At 54.4% G+C, this 21,713-nt stretch carries 15 protein-coding genes; 6 read left to right on the top strand and 9 right to left on the bottom strand.

Going from position 1 to position 21,713, the window contains the following annotated elements; genetic code table 11:
- Positions 1–9 precede the first annotated feature (9 nt).
- From SIC17_RS12000 to SIC17_RS11985, 4 genes are all read right to left on the bottom strand, one after another.
- On the bottom strand, positions 10–864 hold the full coding sequence (locus tag SIC17_RS12000) for an ABC transporter ATP-binding protein (RefSeq protein WP_412545506.1): 855 nt from the start codon (positions 862–864) through the stop codon (positions 10–12).
- Entirely contained in the window at positions 864–1,643 is a 780-nt protein-coding gene (locus tag SIC17_RS11995; RefSeq protein ID WP_412545505.1) for an ABC transporter permease, read from the bottom strand. The genes SIC17_RS12000 and SIC17_RS11995 overlap by 1 nt, the downstream gene beginning before the upstream one ends.
- A 93-nt stretch (positions 1,644–1,736) precedes the next feature.
- Positions 1,737–2,531 carry a hypothetical protein gene (locus SIC17_RS11990; RefSeq protein WP_412545504.1) on the bottom strand — a complete coding sequence of 265 codons (795 nt, stop codon included), beginning with the start codon at positions 2,529–2,531 and terminating at the stop codon, positions 1,737–1,739.
- A gap of 249 nt (positions 2,532–2,780) precedes the next feature.
- On the bottom strand, positions 2,781–6,185 hold the full coding sequence (locus tag SIC17_RS11985) for a glycosyltransferase (protein ID WP_412545503.1): 3,405 nt from the start codon (positions 6,183–6,185) through the stop codon (positions 2,781–2,783).
- A 137-nt stretch (positions 6,186–6,322) separates the two neighbouring features.
- Here SIC17_RS11985 and SIC17_RS11980 point away from each other — a divergent pair, with 137 nt between their 5' ends.
- Positions 6,323–7,828 (top strand): D-glucuronyl C5-epimerase family protein, encoded by a 1,506-nt coding sequence (locus tag SIC17_RS11980; RefSeq protein ID WP_412545502.1) that lies wholly within the window; start codon positions 6,323–6,325, stop codon positions 7,826–7,828.
- Positions 7,829–7,980: 152 nt separating this feature from the next.
- On the opposite strand, the gene SIC17_RS11975 is transcribed toward SIC17_RS11980, so the two are convergent.
- The 4 genes from SIC17_RS11975 to SIC17_RS11960 all read right to left on the bottom strand — a co-directional run bounded on the left by SIC17_RS11975 (position 7,981) and on the right by SIC17_RS11960 (position 13,261).
- A protein-coding gene (locus SIC17_RS11975) for an IS3 family transposase (protein ID WP_412545501.1) occupies positions 7,981–9,125 on the bottom strand; the annotation gives its coding sequence in 2 pieces (ribosomal slippage) (positions 7,981–8,837 and positions 8,837–9,125; 1,146 coding nt in all).
- A gap of 111 nt (positions 9,126–9,236) precedes the next feature.
- Positions 9,237–9,515: a transposase gene (locus tag SIC17_RS11970; protein ID WP_412545500.1), complete on the bottom strand. Its 279-nt coding sequence runs from the start codon at positions 9,513–9,515 to the stop codon at positions 9,237–9,239.
- A 241-nt stretch (positions 9,516–9,756) separates the two neighbouring features.
- Positions 9,757–11,682 (bottom strand): glycosyltransferase, encoded by a 1,926-nt coding sequence (locus SIC17_RS11965; RefSeq protein WP_412545499.1) that lies wholly within the window; start codon positions 11,680–11,682, stop codon positions 9,757–9,759.
- Between the two features lie 181 nt (positions 11,683–11,863).
- Positions 11,864–13,261: a glycosyltransferase gene (locus SIC17_RS11960; RefSeq protein WP_412545498.1), complete on the bottom strand. Its 1,398-nt coding sequence runs from the start codon at positions 13,259–13,261 to the stop codon at positions 11,864–11,866.
- 289 nt (positions 13,262–13,550) lie between these two features.
- On the opposite strand from SIC17_RS11960, the gene SIC17_RS11955 reads away from it, so the two are divergent.
- From SIC17_RS11955 to SIC17_RS11940, 4 genes are all read left to right on the top strand, one after another.
- Complete coding sequence (locus tag SIC17_RS11955; protein ID WP_412545497.1) at positions 13,551–14,501, top strand: Gfo/Idh/MocA family protein; 951 nt, start codon at positions 13,551–13,553, stop codon at positions 14,499–14,501.
- Between the two features lie 114 nt (positions 14,502–14,615).
- Positions 14,616–15,770 carry a DegT/DnrJ/EryC1/StrS family aminotransferase gene (locus SIC17_RS11950; protein WP_412545496.1) on the top strand — a complete coding sequence of 385 codons (1,155 nt, stop codon included), beginning with the start codon at positions 14,616–14,618 and terminating at the stop codon, positions 15,768–15,770.
- An 11-nt stretch (positions 15,771–15,781) separates the two neighbouring features.
- Positions 15,782–17,155 (top strand): nucleotide sugar dehydrogenase, encoded by a 1,374-nt coding sequence (locus SIC17_RS11945; RefSeq protein WP_412545495.1) that lies wholly within the window; start codon positions 15,782–15,784, stop codon positions 17,153–17,155.
- A 5-nt stretch (positions 17,156–17,160) separates the two neighbouring features.
- Complete coding sequence (locus SIC17_RS11940) at positions 17,161–18,336, top strand: glycosyltransferase family 4 protein (protein WP_412545494.1); 1,176 nt, start codon at positions 17,161–17,163, stop codon at positions 18,334–18,336.
- Here the strand turns inward: SIC17_RS11940 and glmS are convergent.
- On the bottom strand, positions 18,319–20,139 hold the full coding sequence (glmS, locus tag SIC17_RS11935; protein WP_412545493.1) for a glutamine--fructose-6-phosphate transaminase (isomerizing): 1,821 nt from the start codon (positions 20,137–20,139) through the stop codon (positions 18,319–18,321). The genes SIC17_RS11940 and glmS overlap by 18 nt on opposite strands.
- A gap of 171 nt (positions 20,140–20,310) precedes the next feature.
- On the opposite strand from glmS, the gene glmM reads away from it, so the two are divergent.
- A complete protein-coding gene (glmM, locus tag SIC17_RS11930) occupies positions 20,311–21,672 on the top strand; it encodes a phosphoglucosamine mutase (RefSeq protein WP_412545492.1) in 1,362 nt (453 codons plus the stop codon).
- Positions 21,673–21,713 lie beyond the last annotated feature (41 nt).

The following is a 21,713-nucleotide window of genomic DNA, read 5'->3' as shown; positions in this document are numbered from 1 at the left end:
TCCGCGCGCTCAACTGTCTTCTCCTGATTCTTCAGCTATGCGTTTTCGGGCCTTTCGTTCGTTACGAATTTCATTTCGAATTCTGGATTCCTCCTCTGACACCTTACGAGCAGCCAGCTCAGCTTTGTTTTTCTTGTCCTGGTGTTCAAGATATTCGCCGTAGATATCTCGAAGCCCGCCAAAACGGCGGATCCGCCCCCGGTCCAACCAAATAAGCTGATCGCAAAATGCCTCCAGAAGACTATAAGAATGGGTCGCCAGCACCATCAAACTTGCCGACTTCATTCTTTTCTGCAGCCGAGCAGCGGATCGCTTTCGAAAACTGGGATCACCCGCACCAATAACTTCGTCGATCAGCAAAATTGAGGCATCGATTGCAGTTATCAGGCCAAAACTGAGGCGAGCCTTCATTCCGGCTGAGTAAGTGCGCAAAGGCCTATCGAGATACGGCCCCAACTCACTAAATTCACTCACATCCTCAACTAAATCTTGAAACCGCGAATGAGGGACCCCAAAAATACGAGAAGCGACTAGGATATTCTCAATTCCCGACAAGTCTTGAGAGAGCCCCACTCCACTCGTCAGCATCGGGGCAACGCTTCCATCAATCCTAACGCTGCCCGAAGTTGGCGGGTAAATTCCAGCCATCATTCGCAATAGACTAGTCTTACCGGATCCGTTGTGGCCGATCAGCCCAACTCGATCTCCGTGGCCAAGCTCAAGGTTCACATCCTCAAGGATTGATGCAAAATCACTTGCTCCTCGAGAAACGATAGGAGCACCAACTTCACCCGCTTTGGACTTCGTCTTTGTCTTCGGAACCGGTATCCAAAGGCAGGCATTTTGCAGAAAAATTCCGCTCATCAGATCTTCATCATAATTTTGTCTCGCAGCAACTCGACCACGGTGATCGACAACACAACGAGGCCCACGCTAACGCCAGCCACGACTATATAGGAGTCCACCGCAACTGACTGATCGACTATAGGCTGCCGCGCGAGGTTGATCATATGATTGATCGGATTCACCTCCGCGATCATCCGGCGCAGACCGCTCCTTTGCTCTACCAACCAAATTATCGGTGTGCCGAAAAACAAAATTCTCATCGCTGACTGGACCAAAAATGAAAAGTCTCCCCAGATCGCGCCAATATAAGAAAAAACAATGCTAGAGAGAAGAGTTGCAAGTATCAAGGGAACAAGCCCAATCAATGACCAGATTAGAACTGCATCAAGATTAATGCCGTCAATAAAAAACACAACAAACAATAACGGCGCTGTCATCACCATATTGATGGCGTTCGATACAGAGTGGCGAAGCAATACACTTAGAGGTGAAATAGGTACGCTTAACAACAAAGATCGGTTTGCTACGAACAAGTTTGCCGCCCCCGACAAACTTGCCGAGATGTATTGAAAAAGCACATACCCAGTTGAAAAGTAACTCAGATAGTTGGGCTCGACATCCCGAAACATCGGAACGAAAATCACACCTATCAGCGAAAACCAAAGAGCATTTTGGATGTATAGCCACGCAATACCCAACGAACTTCTGCGGTAAGGGGAAAAAACATCGCGCGCGCCCAAGAATAGCCAATACCCCCAACGCCGGCGAGCATCCGCCAGTTCCCGAATAAGCTTCATCTGCCCCCCTAACCGTCTATTAGCTCGTTTCAAAACCAAACGCATTTCCTGAGCTGGGCGATACAAACTTCGCCCAGAACGCCAGTCCGGCGACTATATGCAGGTGATGCCGCATCTCGAACGACTTCTGCGTTGTTTCCACGTAGTACCTTGAGGAACCGTTACTATATCGCGGTAATGCACCTCGAACGCCTTTTGCCACGGCTTCATCACCTGACAAACACGAAACCCACAGGAGCATTCCCGCCCCCAAGCCCTTGCCTTAATCGGCAGAAGCATGGGGTCAAGCTCCCGGTGCCTGACATATTCATACAGCTTTCCCGCCCTCAGAAACTTGCGCAAATAACTTAAGGTTGCGCCTAATTCGACATTTCTATTTGCATGCTTCTGCACCAAAAGAAGCCCGAACACGGAATACGCAGCATGAACAAGATCATTGGGGCGCGGAAATTCTACAGCATAATTCCAGTAGTCGCCATTCCTACAATGCTTGAGTTCCGTGAGTGAGAAATTGGCGCATTGCACGGCCACCTCAAGAAAGTCAGCGCGACCTGTCAGATGCCCCAGTCGGGCATATTGACCCGCAAGCATCATTGACACATTGTGCACTCGATATCTGTCAGGTGCTTGATCCGAATAGTAGAAGCAATAACCGTCTGGGCCCGAGTACCGAAATTGAGAATAGTACTCCAAGGCTCTGGTAGCATGATCCAGATACTGCGAAACGCCGAGCAACTCAAAAGCATCAAGCAAACCGTTTACGCACAGCGCGGTGGTTATTCCATACACTGTATCGGCAGAATTCAGTTGTCCATTTTGGAACGCGTCCCACTCAAACGGAAGCCCCCAGCCGCACACACCGGCACGAGGGGAATCATTGAGGACCAACCAACGACTGGCGTGCTCAGCTTCATCAGCGAGCCGAAGCGCAGACGCAGCAGACGCGAGAAGGCCATACCCCATAGCATGGTTAACTGGCACACTGGGACTGTACTTATCGAACCCCATCCCTGGCGCGAAGGTGTCAATAGCCGCGAATGCACTTAACGCCTGAGCCCTAATTGAGAGACGACTTTTTCGGCAATAGATGGCCAAATAGTGGCACTCCGAGAGTGTTGCTGAATGCTCTGCTAACCTTCATTTCGAGCTACGAGATCGCAAAACCAGCCAGCTGATAAACGAGGAAGACCCAAATCGACGTGCAGTGTTGGAAATTAGATCGAACTTAGTTGCTATGACATCTGGTAGGCTAACAAGTTTGCCATTCTCATCAAAAATGCACTCGCCTCTCAAACCGTGCAAATGGCGAGGAATGCGTTCCAACGAACAATCATCTCTGACAAAGTGCGCGACTAAGTAGCCGCCCTGAGCCAATCTATCGGACCAGGAATTCAGATGATCAGCGTTCAGCAGGTCAGGTATTTTGGCTGTTACAGGTGACAAGATAATCAGTTCGTGTTTCTCGTTGAGATCGTCACTTTCAGGCAGAACACGCTGGTATCCAGGGTAGGCGATATTTAGGGCATCAATGACCTTCTCATCTACTCCAGCCACCCTAATCTGATCGAGCAGCCCCTCAAGTGGCCCAAGCGTTTGCTCGCCGCCGGATGCAGCCCCCCCAACATCGAGTACACGCCAGTCTCGCTTCAGGCCAATTTCCTCGCATATACCCGGCAATGATCCGGAGCTTCGAGTTCGAGTAACCGGATTCGAGTTCACGTTGCTAGGTTCAAATTTCAGTCCGAATCTGTGGCCGATTTCGCATACGAGTTGGTTAATCAAGTAACGGATCGAAACTGAGCTCCTATTCTTGTCGTCACCCACCCGAGCGCGAGGTGAATCAAGATCACTCTCGGGCGTCGCGACCAATGGGCCGAGGCGCCCAGGCTGCAGCGTTTGGCTTCCAGTCCGGCTTTTGACATGGGTCTTCTTCAGGCGAGAAACAACCTTACTGTTCGCTTCTAATATCGTTCCCAGCTTCACAAGATCACTAGCAGCTCGACTTCGCCCCGTGACAACGTTGCCAGCCACAACGTCAGTTATGACCCTTTCAGCTATTTGCTTCGATCGTTTGAGGCGCACATCACGCGCGACCTTCTCAGCCTTCAACTCCTTTACTTTGGCCGTAAGAGCAGAGATCGCAACAGTTGGTTTGCCACCACCTCCTCCCGCTGGTTTGTTGTTGATCGGCGCAGAAAGAGCGAGTTGAGCAATCATCAACGGGTCACTTGAAGCTGGCTGACTAAACACTCGGTCATATATACCTTCGAGCTGCGGCACGATCGCACCCGTCGAATGCCAATTCTCATAGAACTCTCGTCCACGCGCAGCCATCTCTTCGCGAAACCTACGGTCCGATATAGCCAGTCGCAGGCGATCCCTAATGTTGTCAGGATTTGCATCAATAATGGGCAGCTGGCTTCCAAACGATGCTTTAAGATCATCACGAATATAGACTACGGTGGCCTTTTGAAGCGCCATGGCTTCAATAGCAAGAACGCCGTACCAGCCTATGCAGAGCTGATCCACGATGATATCCGCGCGTCGGTAAATTTCGAGCGCTTCCACATGCTGTTTGCCCTCGACAAGCTCGAACTCGAAATCGAGACCTTCAGCCTTTAGCTCCTCAACGGCTTTCAGTAGAAAATTGGTTCCCTTAATCTCAGAACGAGACGGAGCGTGCACGATCAGAGGGGGGGCACTTGAACCATTTTTGGTTGTTGCCTTCCAGTTGCCAGAGAGCAGCCTCGGCAAGATCACCGAGTCCGGAACATAAGTCTGCAATTCCGGATCAACAACGCATATTTCGTCAGCAACGCCGCGGATCGCCGCGAGCATTTTCTCTTGGCTTTCTGCGTTGTATTTTTTCTTGAAACCATAGGGATCCGAATCTGAATACGAGTACTTATTCAACTTCGCGAATAATTCTGGAGAACGAACCTCCGTGCCGCGAAAATGAAAAACTATCTTTGCCCCGCGTGCTTTCAAATAGAACAAGTCAAGAAAACTAGGGTGAATCCAGTCGGGAGGTGACCATAGTTGTGACGCGCTGTGAAAATGGAAAGCGTCATACCGAGCGACAAGATAGTCGAGCGCCGCCACCCTATCTGCATTCGAAAGGTTACGTAGAGAGAGATAGAGGTCGCTTGAGTACCCAAATTTGGGAATCACACTCAGCAAGCTCTCTCCGGTGTACCGCTTGCTAGAAGAGCGAAGAGCCTTAGCAATCGCTGAGGGCTGGCCAGCGGATCCCAACGGGCCATGACATATTCGTTTTCGCTGGCGCGAACGAACGCCGCCCGCATTTAACCGTCGAGAAGCGGACCTGAACTCGCCCCGCCCGATAATTTTCCCGACAGACAGCGCGCTCGCATAATGGCCTAATATCTTCTTCTCTTCGTTCTCCCAACAGAACTTATCGCGAAGCTTTTGGTTCGGCTTGAAACGGTTCGGTGATGCCAAGATCTCCCCAATCGCAGCGATGATCGTCTCAACATTTTCGGAATCAAAGCACGTTCCGATTCCCTGGTGTTCTACAAACTCTCGCATCACTCGAGCATTGGACACCGCAACTGGTATTCCCGCCTGCACATACTCGAAAAGCTTGTTCGGCAGCGCCACATCGCCATTGCCATAGATGGGCATAGTATGGAAGCCAAAGTCTGCACTGCTTAGAAAGTGGGGAAGCTTTTCAGGAGAAACATATGGGTGAAAATGGATCCTGCCTTCCGCTCCGTGCTTTTTGGCTTCTTCACGCAAGCTATCCACATAAGCACCGCCATTGTTCGTCACAAAAGCAATATGCAGGTCTGGAAACTCTTCTAGAACCGGGATGAATTGGTGTACTCCCCGCGTCTCCTTTACTTGCCCACAATATACGGCGAGCTTATCGTCACCACCTAACTTGAGCGCAGACCTTATGTCTTCATCACCGGTTTTTTGGACTTTGCGATATGGAGCATTGTGAATCACGGTCGGGCCGACAGGTAAGTTAAAGTCCTCCCGATAGATGTCCGCAATTTCGTCGCCCACGGTAAACAGCACGTCGGCAGCCTCGACGAACTGATTCTCATGAGCTTTCGCCACTGACCAAATGCCGGGATCGATGTTGTCCAGACCGCGCACCCACTCATGGAGGTCGTGAAACCAACGAAGATTGGGAAACTCGTCTCGGATGACTCCGGCGGAAACAAGATGCATATCGTGGGTGTGCAACACCCTTGGGTTTGCGGATCGAACCAATTCCCTCAACTCATTAACATACTGAGATGTTTGGATTTCTCGAATTTCACCCGCCGATAATTGTTCGTATCCAGGAGTTTTACGCGAAATTCCATTTATGAGGACCGCTGGATACGGAAGATCCTCCTTCAATGACCACCCGGCACTCCGATTTGCCTTGGCATTGTAACCGACCAGAACAACATCAATTCCGTGATAATGAAGAGTGTCAGCGGTTTTTAGTACCCGGCTATCCCCATCGATAAGATTCATGACGGCCATCACAACCGTATATTTACCATTTTCCTTGAATTTCGCCATGTCCCGGTCCGGCTAACAAAGTGACTATTTGATCGGGCGGTCACCCTCTCAGGCGCCCCCCTATATCGACTACTCCCCGGAGCGCCAAGGGTATTCGTCGCTATGTATTGAAATTTCAGCCAAGCCCGCGTAGGCAGGTGGTCCTGCTCTTCAGCAGTCGGCGCACGAAGTTAGTGCATGGTTTCTCGTCAAAATCTGGCTGTGTTGCAAACATCAGCCCTGTAGCGAAGGTCGGTTATGAGTGGAGTAAACCAATGAGTTCGGATTGTTCGGTTCAATACCCAACAGGCCGCTCCATGCCCAGTTTGTCGAAGAAGTTCAGCAAGGACACCCTCGATTTTTACCGATTTCATTTCCTTGAAGACGGATACCCAGGAAGATTGAACGATGATGGCTCAATCTATGCTCATCCAATCTACCCAGTTTATGTCCTTAACGATTACCTGTTCCAGCTCAAAAACAGCAAATCGCCCGTTAAACTCAAGCGGGCGATAGATCTCATCGTTCAAGCCGTGCTGAATCGAGTCGAAAACCGAGCGGGTGCGCTGTTCTTCATGTACGACCAACAGAGCGGTGTTAGTCGAGCAACTGGATCTCATCCATCCGGTTTGACTCAAGCGTATTACGCAGACTTGTTTTCGAGGCTCAGCATGGTGATGCCTCAATGTGAAAAAGTCACGAATGCCGCGGAGGGGTTTTACGCATCCCTTTCAGTCTCTACTGAACAAGGTGGGGTCGCGCGGAAACTTCATGGGCTTCGCGGAATCGAAGAGGTGCCATTAGATCAACCCGACCTAGTTTTGAATGGGTGGCTGTCGGCACTGAAATCCGCAATGGATACAGCTGACCGGCAAGGAGGTTGGATGCGTGAATCGTTCTTGAAAGAGAACGTTGAATTACTTGAGCACATGCTCCCAGAATACGACCATGAAGCGACGCTAAACAGTAGATACAGCCTGAGCTCCGCCGTTTCCATCCGAATACAAGAGAGAACAAAAGCCCCATTTTCGATACACTCGCCCTTGGCAGTGTATAGTCAAGCACAAAAGCGAAACTTTACGGTTGGCCGAAAAGGTCACTGGCACAACACACTCTCCGGGCCAAGAATAGAGAGTTCCCCTGAAAAGGAAAAGATCAACATCCCCGCTGGCACCGCAACATTCAGTTTAATTTGCTCCCGCGCGCACGATGTGAATGCACTTAAATTCGACCTACTAAGCTCTGTTGATAGCGCCGAATATGACCTTGAAATTGAACTGGGTTGTTATGACCCATTCTCGGCCGCTCCAGTTCGCAAGAAGTGGGTGGTCAAACAATCAATAAAGCCCAAAGGAGACGCACAACGGGTTCGGCTTGCGGTGCCCCCGGATGTTTACGATCTGGTCGGGTATCCTACCAATTTCCTCAAATCGATCGGCGGCAAACAACGCAACGTCTATCATTTCATACATATAAACCGACTGTGGCAACTTGCGCAGCGCACCGGTAGGTCCGCCTTCAGCTCGGTTTCAAAGAGATGGGCCCAATACGCGTTGCAATGGGATGAACATCCTATCTACAAATCACTTGACCACTCATACATACCTGAGAAAATTCCAAGAATAATCGACGCCCTCCGTTCCCCCAATCCCCATACAGATTAAGCCATGCTTCCGCCAAAACCCGAGCGGGTCCTAACCCTAGTTCGCGGTCTACAGGTGTTCGCGACTTGATAAGTTGTGTAGCAACTCCACTGAAGTGGTCCCGGTTTTCCGGACAGTTTGGCGGCTGAGTTAAGGTGTATCCGGGATTGTTGTCATGCCGCCTGTTTTTCGTCTCTTGAGCCCCAGTATGCCTCTTGCGGCGTACGCCGCAAGAGGGCGGAATGAGGCCGCTCTGTGTTGTAGAAGATCATCCAGTTTTTGATGGTCCGATGCGCAGCGAAGCCATCGTTCAGCTCCTCAAGATAGATCGCCTCCTGCTTTAATGACCGCCACAGTCGCTCGATGAAGATATTGTCCATGCAGCGGCCGCGGCCATCCATCGAGATCTGGACCCCGGCCTCACTGAGCGTGGTGATCCAGGCCGCCCCGGTGAACTGGCTGCCCTGATCCGTGTTCATGATCTGCGGTGGGCCGAAGCGGGCGATGGCGTCTTGCAGTGCCTCGACGCAGAAGTCCGCATGCATCGTGTTGGAGAGCCGCCAGCTCAGGACCTTGCGCGTCGCCCAGTCCATGATCGCCACCAGATAGAGGAAGCCGTGGCGGACCGGGATGAAGGTGATGTCGGCACACCAGGCCTGGTTGGCCCGTTCGACCGCCATGCCCCGGAGCAGATACGGATAGATCCGATGGTGGGGATGCGGCTGGCTGGTTCGCGGCCGCTTGTAGATCGCTTCCAGCCCCATCTTCGCCATCAACCGCCGCACCCGGTGGCGTCCAACGATGATCGCTTCCCGGCGCAGATACGCAGCGATCTGGCGCGACCCGAAGAAGGGATACTTCGTGAACACCCGGTCGATCGACTTCATCACGTCCAGCGTCACCGCGTCGATACCAACCGGTTCATAATAGAAGGATGACCGGCTCAGCTTCACCAGCCGACACTGCTGGCTGATGCTCAGCGCTTCATGGTCGCGGCGGATCAACGCTTTCTTCTCCGCAGGGCTCATCGCTTGAGCCCTTGTGATAAAAAATCGTTCTCCACCGCCAGCCTCCCGATCTTGGCGTGCAGCTCCTTGACCTCCGCCTCGCTTGGCCCGTCAGTCTTGCCGCCACGCGCAAACACGTCCGCCATGCCCTCGACAGCCTGACGTTTCCACATGCTCACCTGGTTCGGGTGAACCTGGTGCCGAGCCGCTATCTCCTGGATCGTCCGGTCCCCACGCAGCGCCTCAAGCGCAACCTTCGCTTTGAACTGATCTGTGAACTTCCGACGTCTCGTCATCTCGTATCCCTCCATGCGGGTCGGGATACACCTTAGCAACCTGTCCGAATTTCTAGGACCACTTCAGCTGGCTGATGCTCAGCGCTTCATGGTCGCGGCGGATCAACGCTTTCTTCTCCGCAGGGCTCATCGCTTGAGCCCTTGTGATAAAAAATCGTTCTCCACCGCCAGCCTCCCGATCTTGGCGTGCAGCTCCTTGACCTCCGCCTCGCTTGGCCCGTCAGTCTTGCCGCCACGCGCAAACACGTCCGCCATGCCCTCGACAGCCTGACGTTTCCACATGCTCACCTGGTTCGGGTGAACCTGGTGCCGAGCCGCTATCTCCTGGATCGTCCGGTCCCCACGCAGCGCCTCAAGCGCAACCTTCGCTTTGAACTGATCTGTGAACTTCCGACGTCTCGTCATCTCGTATCCCTCCATGCGGGTCGGGATACACCTTAGCAACCTGTCCGAATTTCTAGGACCACTTCAATATGAACATGAGCTGGATCGCCGGGCGGCTGCTTTGCTAAGGTTCGGTAAGCACAATCAATCGAATTCCTCACCGATGAGCTGCAAAACTTATAGCCTGCAGCCCAACCACGGATATCGGATAATAATTCACTCTTGGTAAAAACGGCACCAAAATTGATTCTGAAAAACAAAATCATCTTGGTGCCGAAACTGTCTCAACTTCTCGCACCCACTCTGCCACATGATCCTCCCACGTGTTCTCTTGAGCGAAGCTCTTGATGTTAAGCGCCTTTTGATCCCTATCACGTTCGGTTAGAGAGTTCAGAAAGCCCGCAAGCGCCTTCCCCTCGAGGTCGGGCGGCATTACCCATCCAAGGTCATCACCTTGAACAAAATCGGTCAGCTGCTTGAGAGGCGTTACGACAAGTGGAACCCCGGATGCTGCGCATTCCCAAAACTTATTTGGCGCGCAAATCCAGTGATTTACACTCGAATTGGGATATGGAACGATTCCGACCCAAGCATCTTCAATGGTAGCCAGAAGTTCAGTTTGAGGAACGGCATAGACACATCGGATCTTATCGTAAGCATCAATGTCTGGTCGGTCAGCCAACGTCGAAAGCTTACACCTAAACAGAGCGTCAACGTATTCTCCAATTTCTCTGCTCAATGCTTCCAGGTGCTCTCCGTCTACAACCGCCGATCTTCCCCGCGACCCGAGCGGATTCACAGAAATTTTGCTAAACGAGCCTATTCCAAGCGCCTTGTTGACGACCTCATTGGAAATCGACCGCCATTCGTCTGGATCCGCGAAGTTAGCAATTTCAGCCAGAAGCTCAGTCTTCGCAGCACGTCGGGCCGCGGAATGCTCCTGTAACAACCGGCTCAAGTTTTGAGCATGACATTCATCAGCCCAAGTCAACGCCTGATGCTTAACTGCACTCTGTATATGCTCACGAAGTTTCCCATCTCCCAATACAACAAGCGAGCGATCGTCCGCTAGGAATTGTGCCGCGTCGACAAGCCGCTCAATTCCTCGTCCCTTAGCTAACCCGCCATGATACAGAAGAATTTTTTTCGCCACTGGAAGCCTGGCCAATTCATGTATTGAACCAACTCTTTGGCTTTTTTCATGTGGGTAGCGCAGTTTATTGACACAGTTGGGTAAAACAATAGTTCGACCCTGAGTGCCATAAGTCTGGTCATACACTTCAGCCATTGCGTCGCTAACAACAGAAACGAACTTGGCTTTTGAGATATGCTGACGATGCACCTTACGATAGTATTCAGCAACATGGCTGCTAGCTAGGTTTACATCGTCATAAAACTCGTGGGCATCGTAAATCATCGGCTTAGCGTGTTTCGAAGCCAACGAGGCGGCTGCCGCCAAAGAGCTAGCCTCAGCGGCAATTACAACGTCAAACGGTTCACTTTCCGCTTGTCTTCGAATGGCTTGGCAACGCGCGAACTGAACACCGTCAAAAGTGCACCGGGTGCGAAAGTGTTCAACTAGTTCCCTTACCAGAAACCGTACCGGTCTATCCGAACCCAGCGCTTTCTCGACCACGGCACGAAGGCCAAATCGACCATCTCGAACCGAGGCATAGTTCGCGGACAGCTGTAGGAGCCTTTTAATCGGAGCGAGAAACTTATTCAAAAGGCCTGTAAACTTCGCTGCAACCAGCCCGACTACGGTAGTCAAAAGCATCAGCGCAGCTACAAGCTCTGACACCGATAGCGGGAACAGATACAAATCGAGTTCGAAACGGAGTCCCGGCGCTATCAAATTCAACGCATCGATCACCGCCCTCCATAGGACTGTCAACGAGGCGAATCCGCCCCAAGCCGCAGCGATGGCAATAACGAGCGTAAACAGCCCCAGCCCCACCAACCGGAGCGCTAGCAATTGAGCCGCTCGGCGATAGGCTGCTGCCCTCCAACCGACGCGTTCAACGGTTAGCTGTTCCTCAAACTCTGTTCTTGGAGACTGGTCATCGGATTCGAGGATCCCGATTGCACGTACCTTATGACCGGCGGCGACAAGGCTGAGAATTTGCTTCATTATGCGGACATCGCGAAGAACGGAGTTCGGACACAGATACAAAACCGAAATACTCAAGTTGGCCTCCGACAATACAAATTTCTTTTTTTTTGCGCTCGGGCGTGAGCAAGCAGCGTGCCTCGAAAAGCGATTGAGAACTTTACGATTGATCGGTGGCGCACGCCTCTAGCGTCTCAAACAGCGCGAATACGGTTCGATATGCTACAAGTTGCCACTGAGAGGCAAATGATCTTGTTAGCTACGATTGATTGGAGGTTTGGACACAAACATCTTCAATCAAGCGACCGAGGATAGCACTTCCCCGTCTCTCCCAAGATATCTCGTCCGCCAATTGCACTATTCTCTCCAGGGTGTCACGATAGTCCTCGAACGTTATTTCGGATAAACACCGTTCTAGTGACCTCTCATCCGAGGGATTGTAAATCCACCCGACTTTGTTCGATTGCACGAACCTGCGAACCTCTGGCAAGTCTGCGGCAATCACTGGCAACCCTGAAGCCAAGAAATCGAACAACTTTTGCGGTAATGCATACTTGTGATTCAAACAGTTCGGGACGTAAGGAACAAGACCAAATTGGTAATGCTCTAAGAGCTCCGGGATGTGTTCGTAATGCGCTCGCGGAAGCATTCTGGCTGCAGTGTACCTCTTCGACAACTTCGACAATCTAACAGATGAGCGCCCCTCACCAATCAGGTCCAGCGAAAATCGCGGCACCATTGACGCAGCGCGCATAGCCCGAACCAATCCTCGACCTGGTGTTAACCCCCCCACGTAAACAGCACGAAAATGATGACCTTGTTGATAGTTTCGAAGCCTCTCAGCAACCACATCGGGATCAATACGGTTTTTTTTATAGGTCGGCAGTGCAAGCGTTCTTGGACAGCGATCTGCGATATACTCTCTTTGATAAAAATCGATGACACTTTCATTCACGGACACAATTGCGTCGACCGAATGCAAAGCTACGGAGTGAACTTCCTGCAATCGATCTCTGACAGCGCGGGGAGTCGCGAACCGGTGCTCATAGATTTCATGAAGATCGTAGATAACCGCTGAACCCGCGAGTGAGCGAACACGATAAATGACCCTGAGCGCCTCCGGCTCGACAGCAAATATGATTTTGGGGCGAAACAGGACGATCTGCAACATTAGCCACAGCGCAGAAAACCTAAAGCGCCACTTACTATTCAAACCTCGGGTAAGGACGAAGTCTGGTTTAAGCTCAGTCGCTGAACATCGATACCCGAGCGTCGCAACCACAGAACGAAAGGTTTCCGCAAACACTGCGACCCGGTAATCATCGCCAATTGTCCCCGACGCAACAAACAACGCCCAAGGTCGAGTTTTTCTGGACATCCCTAGCTCCCCATTCCACCAAATAGAACACTTGCCACGACTATCAGTCGAATGATTTTTGTGCTGGTGGGTAGCCCCGCCCGAGCAGCCAAGCTGAGCGTAGGGATCGATATTCCAATACGCCCCAGCCTTCCAATCAACACGGTATGATGTCGAGCAGAAACCGGCAATGATATGAGTTGCTTCGCAGCAGTTCTTGGAAAGGCGGTTCTTGCTTCCTTCAAAAGTCTGATCGTTACCCCGGATATTCTTGGCACATGCGGCGGTGCAGTCCGTCAACGACTACGATTCCTATTGGATCTGCGGCCGAATTCTCAGCAATTAGATCTGCTGAAAACCCGCCCACCCCCACTAAAAATCTACGCAAAGCTATGAGGGAACCACGAAGATGCAAAAGCGCAACTACGGTCAATCGAATTGGCATTTGTGAAATATCGCAACCAACTGACTTACCCGGTCAATTGACGGCCGATTATTCGCTCTAAACATGACCGCTTTACTGATAGCGAAACGACGGCTATACGCCTCCAAACTTCGATTAAGGCTGCTCAGCGATAGGGCACATCTAATGACATTCCGTAAAAAGATCGCCGTCATCGGCTGCGGGCACTGGGGCAAGAACCATGTGCGCAATTTCGCTCAGTTGGGTGCCCTGGGGGCGGTGGTCGATCCACATGCTCCGACCGCGCAAAAGTTCGCGGACGAATACAATGTCCTGGCCCTGAGCTTTGAAGATGCGATCGCATCTGCCGACATCGACGGCGTCGTCATCGCTGCACCAGCCGAGCTCCACTGCAAGCTGGCCGTCCAGGCCTTCGAAGCCGGCAAACACGTCTTCGTCGAAAAGCCCATCGCCATGACGATGGAAGAAGGCGAGACCATGAAAGCGGCCAGCGAGAAAGCCGGCAAGGCGCTCATGGTTGGCCACCTCCTGCAATTCCATCCGGCCTTTGTCGCCCTGCGTGAGGCTGTCCAGCGCGGTGATCTCGGCGAGCTGCGCTACGCCTACTCCCACCGGTGTTCGCTTGGGAAGTTCCGCGTCGAGGAAAATGCTCTGTGGAGCTTCGCCCCGCACGACATCTCCATGCTGCTCGCCCTTTTCGACGATGCGCCGACATCAGTTTCCGGCAGCGGTGGTTCCTACATCACCCCGGGCATCGAGGACGAGTGCCGCCTGGACATGGAATTCTCCGGTGGTCGCCGTGCGCACGTGCTGGCCAGCTGGCTGCACCCGTTCAAGGAACACCGCCTGATCGTTGTTGGCGAGAAGGCCATGGCGGTCTTCGAGGACTCGGCGGCAGGTGCCGAAAAACTCCGTCTCTACGCCCACAGCATTGACACTTCCGGCGCCGTTCCGGTTCCAAGCAAAGCTGACTGGACGCCTATGCCTTATGGCGATGACGAACCGCTGCGCACCGAGTGCCAGCACTTCCTCAACGCCTGCTCTGGACAGAAACCGCTGACCGATGCGGATGAAGCCCTGCGCGTGCTTGACGTCATGATCAAGGGATCGTCCTGAGCGACGGACTCACGAACTTTCGCAGTTGAATACAAGAACTGTCACAGAAATTGAGTTGATAGGCCGCTGAGCTTGGCACATTCAACTCCGAACGATCAAATATTGGAAAGTGATATGCAGTTTATCGATCTTCAGGCCCAGCGCGCACGTATTTCCGACAAAATCAACGCAGCGGTGGCAAAAGTCATCGAAGAAGGCCGGTACATCATGGGGCCGGAAGTCAAGGAATTTGAGCGCCAGCTCGCCGAATTCAGCCAGGCAGAACACGCCCTGGGCTGTGCCAACGGTACCGAAGCTATCGCGCTGCCGTTGCTGGCATGGGAAGTTGGTCCGGGAGACGCAGTCTTCTGCCCGTCCTTCACCTTCGCCGCGACAGGCGAGGTTGTTCCGTGGGTCGGCGCCAGCCCGGTTTTCGTCGACATTGACCCGTCCACCTACAACATGGATCCGGCCCATCTCGACGCCGCCATCGAAATGGTCAAGGCCGAAGGCAAGCTGACGCCCAAAGTCATCATTGCTGTCGACCTGTTCGGACAGCCGGCCGACTATCCGGCCATCTCCGCGATCGCCAAGAAACACGGCCTGAAACTGATTGCTGACAGCGCCCAGGGTTTCGGCTGTACGCTGAACGGAAACCACCCGGTGCACTGGGCCGACGCAGCGACGACCAGCTTCTTCCCGGCCAAGCCGCTGGGTTGTTATGGTGACGGCGGTGCGGTGCTGACCAATGATGCTGCCACCGCCGAGCGCATGGATTCCCTGCGCGTTCACGGCAAGGCGACGAAGTCGGACATCGAGGGTCGCACGTTCGAGCACGACACCAAGTACTTGAATATGCGGGTAGGAATGAACTCCCGCCTCGATACGATCCAGGCCGCCATCCTGATCGAGAAGCTGGCAATCTTTGCAGACGAGATTGAGGCTCGCAATCGGGTGGCAACACGCTACAATGAAGGCTTGGACGGCTACGTGGAAAGCGTACCTGCCGTCATTGATGGGGGCGTGTCCGTGTGGGCTCAATACACAATCGAGCACAAGAACCGTGCTGGTCTTCAGGCGCACCTGAAAGCCAATGGTGTTCCGTCTGCCGTCTATTACCCGATCCCGATCCACAAACAGGATGTGTACTCCCGCTATCCGCTGGGCCCGAACGGTCTGCCGGTCTCGGAAGCCAAGGCCGAGAGTGTCGTCTCGCTGCCGATGCACCCGTATATGGATGAAGAAACCCAGGACCAGATCATCAACGCGGTCCGCTCGTTTAACGCTTAAAGGACGACGTCATGAACGCTCCTACAGTCGCAGAATTTGATACCCTTGATACGCTGGCACTCGACTTCGAACGCCGTGCGACAAACAAGACCCTGACCGTTGGTGTCATCGGTCTGGGTTATGTTGGCCTGCCTCTTGCCCAGGCTTTCTGCCGCCAGGACATTCGGGTCATCGGTTTCGATGTGTCCGAGTTCAAAATCAAGGAACTGTCCGAGGGGCGTTCATACATCAAGCATATCAAGGACGAAGCGGTCAAAGTCATGATTGACACCGACCGCTTCGAAGCCACGACGGACTTCGATCGCCTGGACGAGCCGGACGCGCTGCTGATCTGCGTTCCGACGCCGCTCGACAAACACCGCGACCCGGATCTTGACTATGTGATCAAGTCCACCGAGGCGATTTCCAAGAAGCTGCGCCGCGGCCAGATCGTCGTCCTCGAATCGACGACCTATCCGGGCACGTCCGAAGAGGTGATGAAGCCGATCCTTGAAGGTGCCAGCGGCCTGGTCGCCGGCCTCGACTTCGCAATTGCCTACTCGCCGGAACGCGAGGACCCGGGCAATCCGCAGTTCGAAACCTCCACCATCCCGAAGGTTGTCGGTGCGAACACGTCAGCGGAAACGCGAATGGCCGTTACCATCTACCAGCAGATCGTACCGCAGGTTGTGCCGGTTCGTGACCTGCGCACGGCGGAAGCGGTCAAGCTGACCGAGAACATCTATCGTGCAGTCAATATCGGCCTCGTGAACGAGCTCAAGACCGTTTACGGCGCCATGGGTATCGACGTCTGGGAAGTCATCCAGGCAGCGTCCACCAAGCCGTTCGGTTTCCACGCCTTCTATCCGGGCCCAGGCCTCGGCGGTCACTGTATTCCGATCGACCCGTTCTACCTGTCCTGGAAAGCCCGTGAGTTCGGCCTCAGCACGCGCTTCATCGAGCTGGCCGGCGAAGTCAACAATGCCATGCCGGGTTCGGTCGTGAACACGGTCGCGGAGGAGCTTTCCACCCGCCTCGAGAAGTCGCTCAAGGGCGCCCGGGTCCTGCTGTGCGGCCTCGCCTACAAGAAGAATGTAGACGACATGCGCGAAAGCCCCTCGCTGCTCCTGCTGGAACAGCTCGAGGCCCGCGGCGCAGTGGTTGATTACTACGACCCGCACATTCCGGTCGTCCCGTATGACCACGACCACCCGGAGTATGAAGGTCGCAAGTCCGTCAACTGGACCCCGGAATCCCTGTCCCAGTTCGATGTGGCCCTGATTGCCACCGACCATGACAAGGTCGATTACGGCCTGCTCCTGAACTCTGTTCCATTCGTTGTAGATACCCGCAATGCGACGGCGATGCTTCAGAACGAGCACGAAGACCGCATCGTCAAAGCCTGATTGGCATGACCAGAAATACCGAGCCGGGAACCGGGACTTCGCTGAAAGTCCTGGTTCTCGCTCGCCACTTCCCGCCAGCGATTTCCGGCGGAGCGCGGCGTCCCTACATGTGGGTCAAAGGGTTCCAGTCCGTCGGCGCCGACGTCTTTGTCGTCGCGCCGGAACTGCCTGACGATGTCGTCGGAATCGCCGTCGAACACCCCAATCCGGACCCGACCACCGTCCTGCCCCGCACCAAAGGCCTGCGCGACATTGCGCGAGAATGGCTGCTTTGGCCCGACCCGGATGTACGCTGGGTCCAGCGCGCGTGGCGCCTTGCCATCGAAACCTGTCCATTTCAACCAGACCTGATCTTCACCACCAGCCCCCCGGAATCCATCCATGTTTCCGGCGCTCCACTCAAGGCTCACTGGCCATCGGCAAAATGGGCGATCGATGCGCGTGATCACTGGCTGATCCGTGCTTTCCGCCCGGAGCGGCGCAAGCCCGTTCGCCGGATGCTTGAGACCCGGATTGCACCGCGCATCCTGCGCGAGGTCGATGCGGTATTCGCCGTCAATGAAGCGATATCCGAAGAGTATCGTGGCTTCCAACCGAACGCACTACACGCGGTCGTGCCGCACTTCCTGCATGCCGTAAAACAGGTCCACGCCTTCCCGGACGAGACAATCGACATCGTTCACACCGGCAGTTTCATCCTGTCTGATCCCGATGTGCGGATCGATCCGCTACTGGACATATTCGCGGACATTGCACGCGAGACCCCACAGCTGGTCCTGAATCTGGTCGGTCGGCTTCGGGATGATGAGACAGCCCGTGTAGAGGGGTTCGGACTGGGCGACCAGGTCAGGATCCACGGCACTGTACCGCTCGAACAATCGCTGGCCATGCAGCGCGGCGCTGATGCACTGGCCGTGATTGCCGCTCCAAACTCAGCGGTGCCGCCAGGCAAAATGGCCGAGTATCGCAGCTCCGGCCGGCCGGTCATTCCCTTTGGCAGCGGTGCGTGGCTGGGCAAGATCGATGACGACACCCGAACAGCAGGTGAGCGGCTACGCGCGCTGACCCGCGGCGAGACACTCGCCGTCCACGACCAGATCGCTCCAGCCACGCCAGAAGAGATTGCAGGGCGAGCCCTGCAAACGCTCTTCCCGGACGCGGGCCTATTCGACCGTGACTGATTTGGCGAGGTTGCGAGGCTGATCCACGTCAGTGCCCTTGAGAACCGCGGTGTAATAGGCCAGCTGCTGGATCGGAACAGCCGCGACAATCGGCTGGATCACCGGGTGGCATTCCGGAATCTCGATTATTGCACTGGCATCATCCACGGCCAGCTTGGCCCCCTTGCGGTCGGTAATCAGGATCACTTCGGCACCACGAGCAGCGACTTCCTGGACATTGGAAATCGTCTTTTCGAACAGCTCGTCATACGGTGCGATCACGACAACCGGTGTGCCCTCTTCGATGAGCGCGATCGGGCCGTGCTTCAATTCGCCTGCGGCATATCCCTCAGCGTGGATATAGCTGATTTCCTTGAGCTTCAGAGCCCCTTCCATCGCCAGCGGATAGAATTGGCCACGCCCCAGATACAACACATCAGACGCCTTGGAGAGCGAACGGGCAATCTCCTCGACATCACTCACTTTCTCCAGTGCCTCATTGAGCATTCGCGGCGCTTCAAGCAGGCCATCGATCAAATCGCCGATCTCGTTAGCAGAGAGCTCGTCACGTGCTTGCGCAGCACCCGCAGCAACACAGGCCAGGGCCGTCAGCTGTGCCGTGAACGCCTTGGTGGATGCCACACCGATTTCCGTACCTGCATAGGTAAACAGGGTCGTGTCGGCATCACGGTCAATCGAGGATTCCGGCACATTGACGACGGCAACCGTCGGCACGTTTGATGCCTTGCAATAGCGCAGCGCGGCCAGGGTATCCGCGGTCTCACCGGACTGGGAGACAAAGAAGGCACGGTCAGAGTCCAGCAAGACCGGCGAGCGGTAGCGGAATTCCGACGCGATATCGACCTCAACCGGCAAGCGCGCATAACGCTCGAACCAATATTTCGATGTTGCCGCGGCGTAAAATGCGGTTCCACAAGCAGACCCAAGCAGCCGACTCGTCGACTTCCAGCCATCCAGATTTGCGGAATGGAAACGACGCTCCACCGGGTCGATGTAATTGGAAAGCGTACGACCAACAGCGTCGGGCTGTTCGTAGATTTCCTTCTCCATGAAGTGGCGGTACTCGCCCTTGTCGGCAAATCCCGGTGTGGCATTGGAGACCTGTTCCGGACGCTCCACACGCTTGCCATCCATGGTGTATATCTCGACCTCGGTTGGCGTGACCATGCACCAGTCATCTTCTTCGAGATAGATCACCCGGCGGGTCCATTCAGCCAATGCGATTGCATCTGATCCCAGGAAGCTTTCCGTCTCCGTGCGGCCAATGACCAGCGGGCTGCCACGGCGGGCGCCATACAACTGGTCCGGATTATCCTTGCTGATTGCGGCGACAGCGTAAGCGCCACGCAGGCGATTCACTGCCTCGCGAAAGGCCTCTTTCATTGCGAGCCCCTTGCCCAGGTAGTAGGCAATCACATGAGCAATGACTTCAGAATCTGTTTCGCTCTCGAAGTTGTGCCCCTTCTGGGCGAGTTCTTCGCGCAGTTCACGAAAATTCTCGATAATTCCATTATGGACGATAGCGACGCCGCCGAAGGCATGCGGGTGGGCATTTGAGGTTGAGGGCTTTCCATGGGTCGCCCAGCGGGTGTGCGCGATACCCAGGGGCCCGTCACAGGGCTCATCGCGGACAACAGACTCCAGGTTGCGAATTTTTCCCTGCGCACGCCTGCGCTGCAGCTCACCTTCTTGTAGCACCGCAATACCGGCGGAGTCATACCCCCTATATTCCAAGCGCTTAAGACCGTCGATCAAACGTTCCGATGTCTCAGTCGTGCCTGCAATTCCGATAATCCCACACATGCTCAACCTATCTGTTTTTGGGCTTTGACTCAGAGATGTTGTAGACGTTTTCCTGAGGAGGATGTAAAGAAGAAACTGATGGCTGAGTGCTATTTTTTGCAATGGGGGAACGTCGGATTGGTCTTGTTCGGGAACGAACTTGAGAGCTGACCCGACGACAAATGGTTCAGAATGAAAACTTACTTCGGAACTGACGGAATCCGGGGGCGGGCAAATACTTTCCCGATGACACCGGAAGTTGCGCTTCTACTGGGCAAGGCAGCGGGTTCATATTTTCGACGTGGAAACCACAGGCATGTGGTCGTAGTTGGCAAGGACACTCGCCTGTCCGGCTACATGCTCGAATACTCACTGATCGCCGGTTTCACATCCGCCGGTATGGATGTTCGAACGGTGGGGCCAGCGCCCACACCTGCGATTGGTATGCTCACACGCGCCATGCGCGCTGATCTGGGCGTGATGATCACAGCATCCCATAACGCTTACACTGACAACGGCATCAAGCTTTTTGGGCCAGATGGGTTCAAGCTTGCTGATGCCGTCGAGTTGGAAATCGAGAAGCGCATGGAGAATGTCGGTTCGATCCTCGCCGTGCCGCCGGTCGAGATTGGACAGGTCGCTGTCTACAATGATGCACGCGGTCGCTATGTCGAAGCCGCCAAAGCGGCCTTTCCGCGCGAGCTCAGCCTCGACGGCCTAAAGATCGTGCTCGATTGCGCCAACGGCGCGGGGTATCGGGTCGCCCCGCAAGCCCTTCAGGAACTGGGCGCTGAAGTCGACGCGATCGGTGTTTCCCCAAATGGACAGAATATCAATCTGAACTGTGGCTCCACTTCACCGGAAGCGATGATCAACCGCGTTCTGGAGACTGGGGCCCATATTGGTATTGCACTCGACGGTGATGCCGACCGCATCATCGTGTGCGACGAGCGCGGTCGCGTTATTGATGGCGATCAGCTGATCTGCCGCATTGCCAAAGACCATCGCGACGCTGGCACTCTGAAGGGCGGCGGCGCGGTCGCGACGATCATGTCAAACTTCGCCATGGACCGCTTTTTCAAGGACCAGGGCATGTCTCTCGCGCGGACAAATGTCGGTGACCGATACGTTGTCGACCGGATGCGGCGCAGCGGTTACTCGGTCGGCGGTGAGCAGTCCGGCCATCTCGTTCTGACCGATTATTCGACCACCGGTGACGGCTTGATCGCGGCCCTGCAGATCCTGGCGGCGTGCGTACGCAATGATCACCCGGTGTCCGAGCTGTGCTCGATGTTCGAGCCGGCCCCGCAATTCAAGCAGAACGTCCCCTACACGGGAGCCATGCCGCTCAATGATGCTGCCGTCCAGGCAGTAGTTGAAGGCGTACAGAAACGCCTTGAGGGCAAGGGACGCCTGGTGGTGCGACCCTCTGGCACTGAACCGGTTGTCCGCGTCATGACCGAGGGCGAGAACGAGTCATTGATCATCAACGCTGCAACCGAAGTCGTCGATGCGCTCAAGCATTACGCCCACGCGCTTGAACCGGCGGAGTAATCCGCCGGCCTGGCGCCGCTGGAAACCAGTATTGTCGATCT

It is taken from the genome of Maricaulis sp. MIT060901 (assembly GCF_047123815.1).
Taxonomy (GTDB): Bacteria; Pseudomonadota; Alphaproteobacteria; order Caulobacterales; family Maricaulaceae; genus Maricaulis.
The sequence above is the reverse complement of the archived record's forward strand: the minus strand, read 5'-3'. Positions and strand labels throughout refer to the sequence as shown.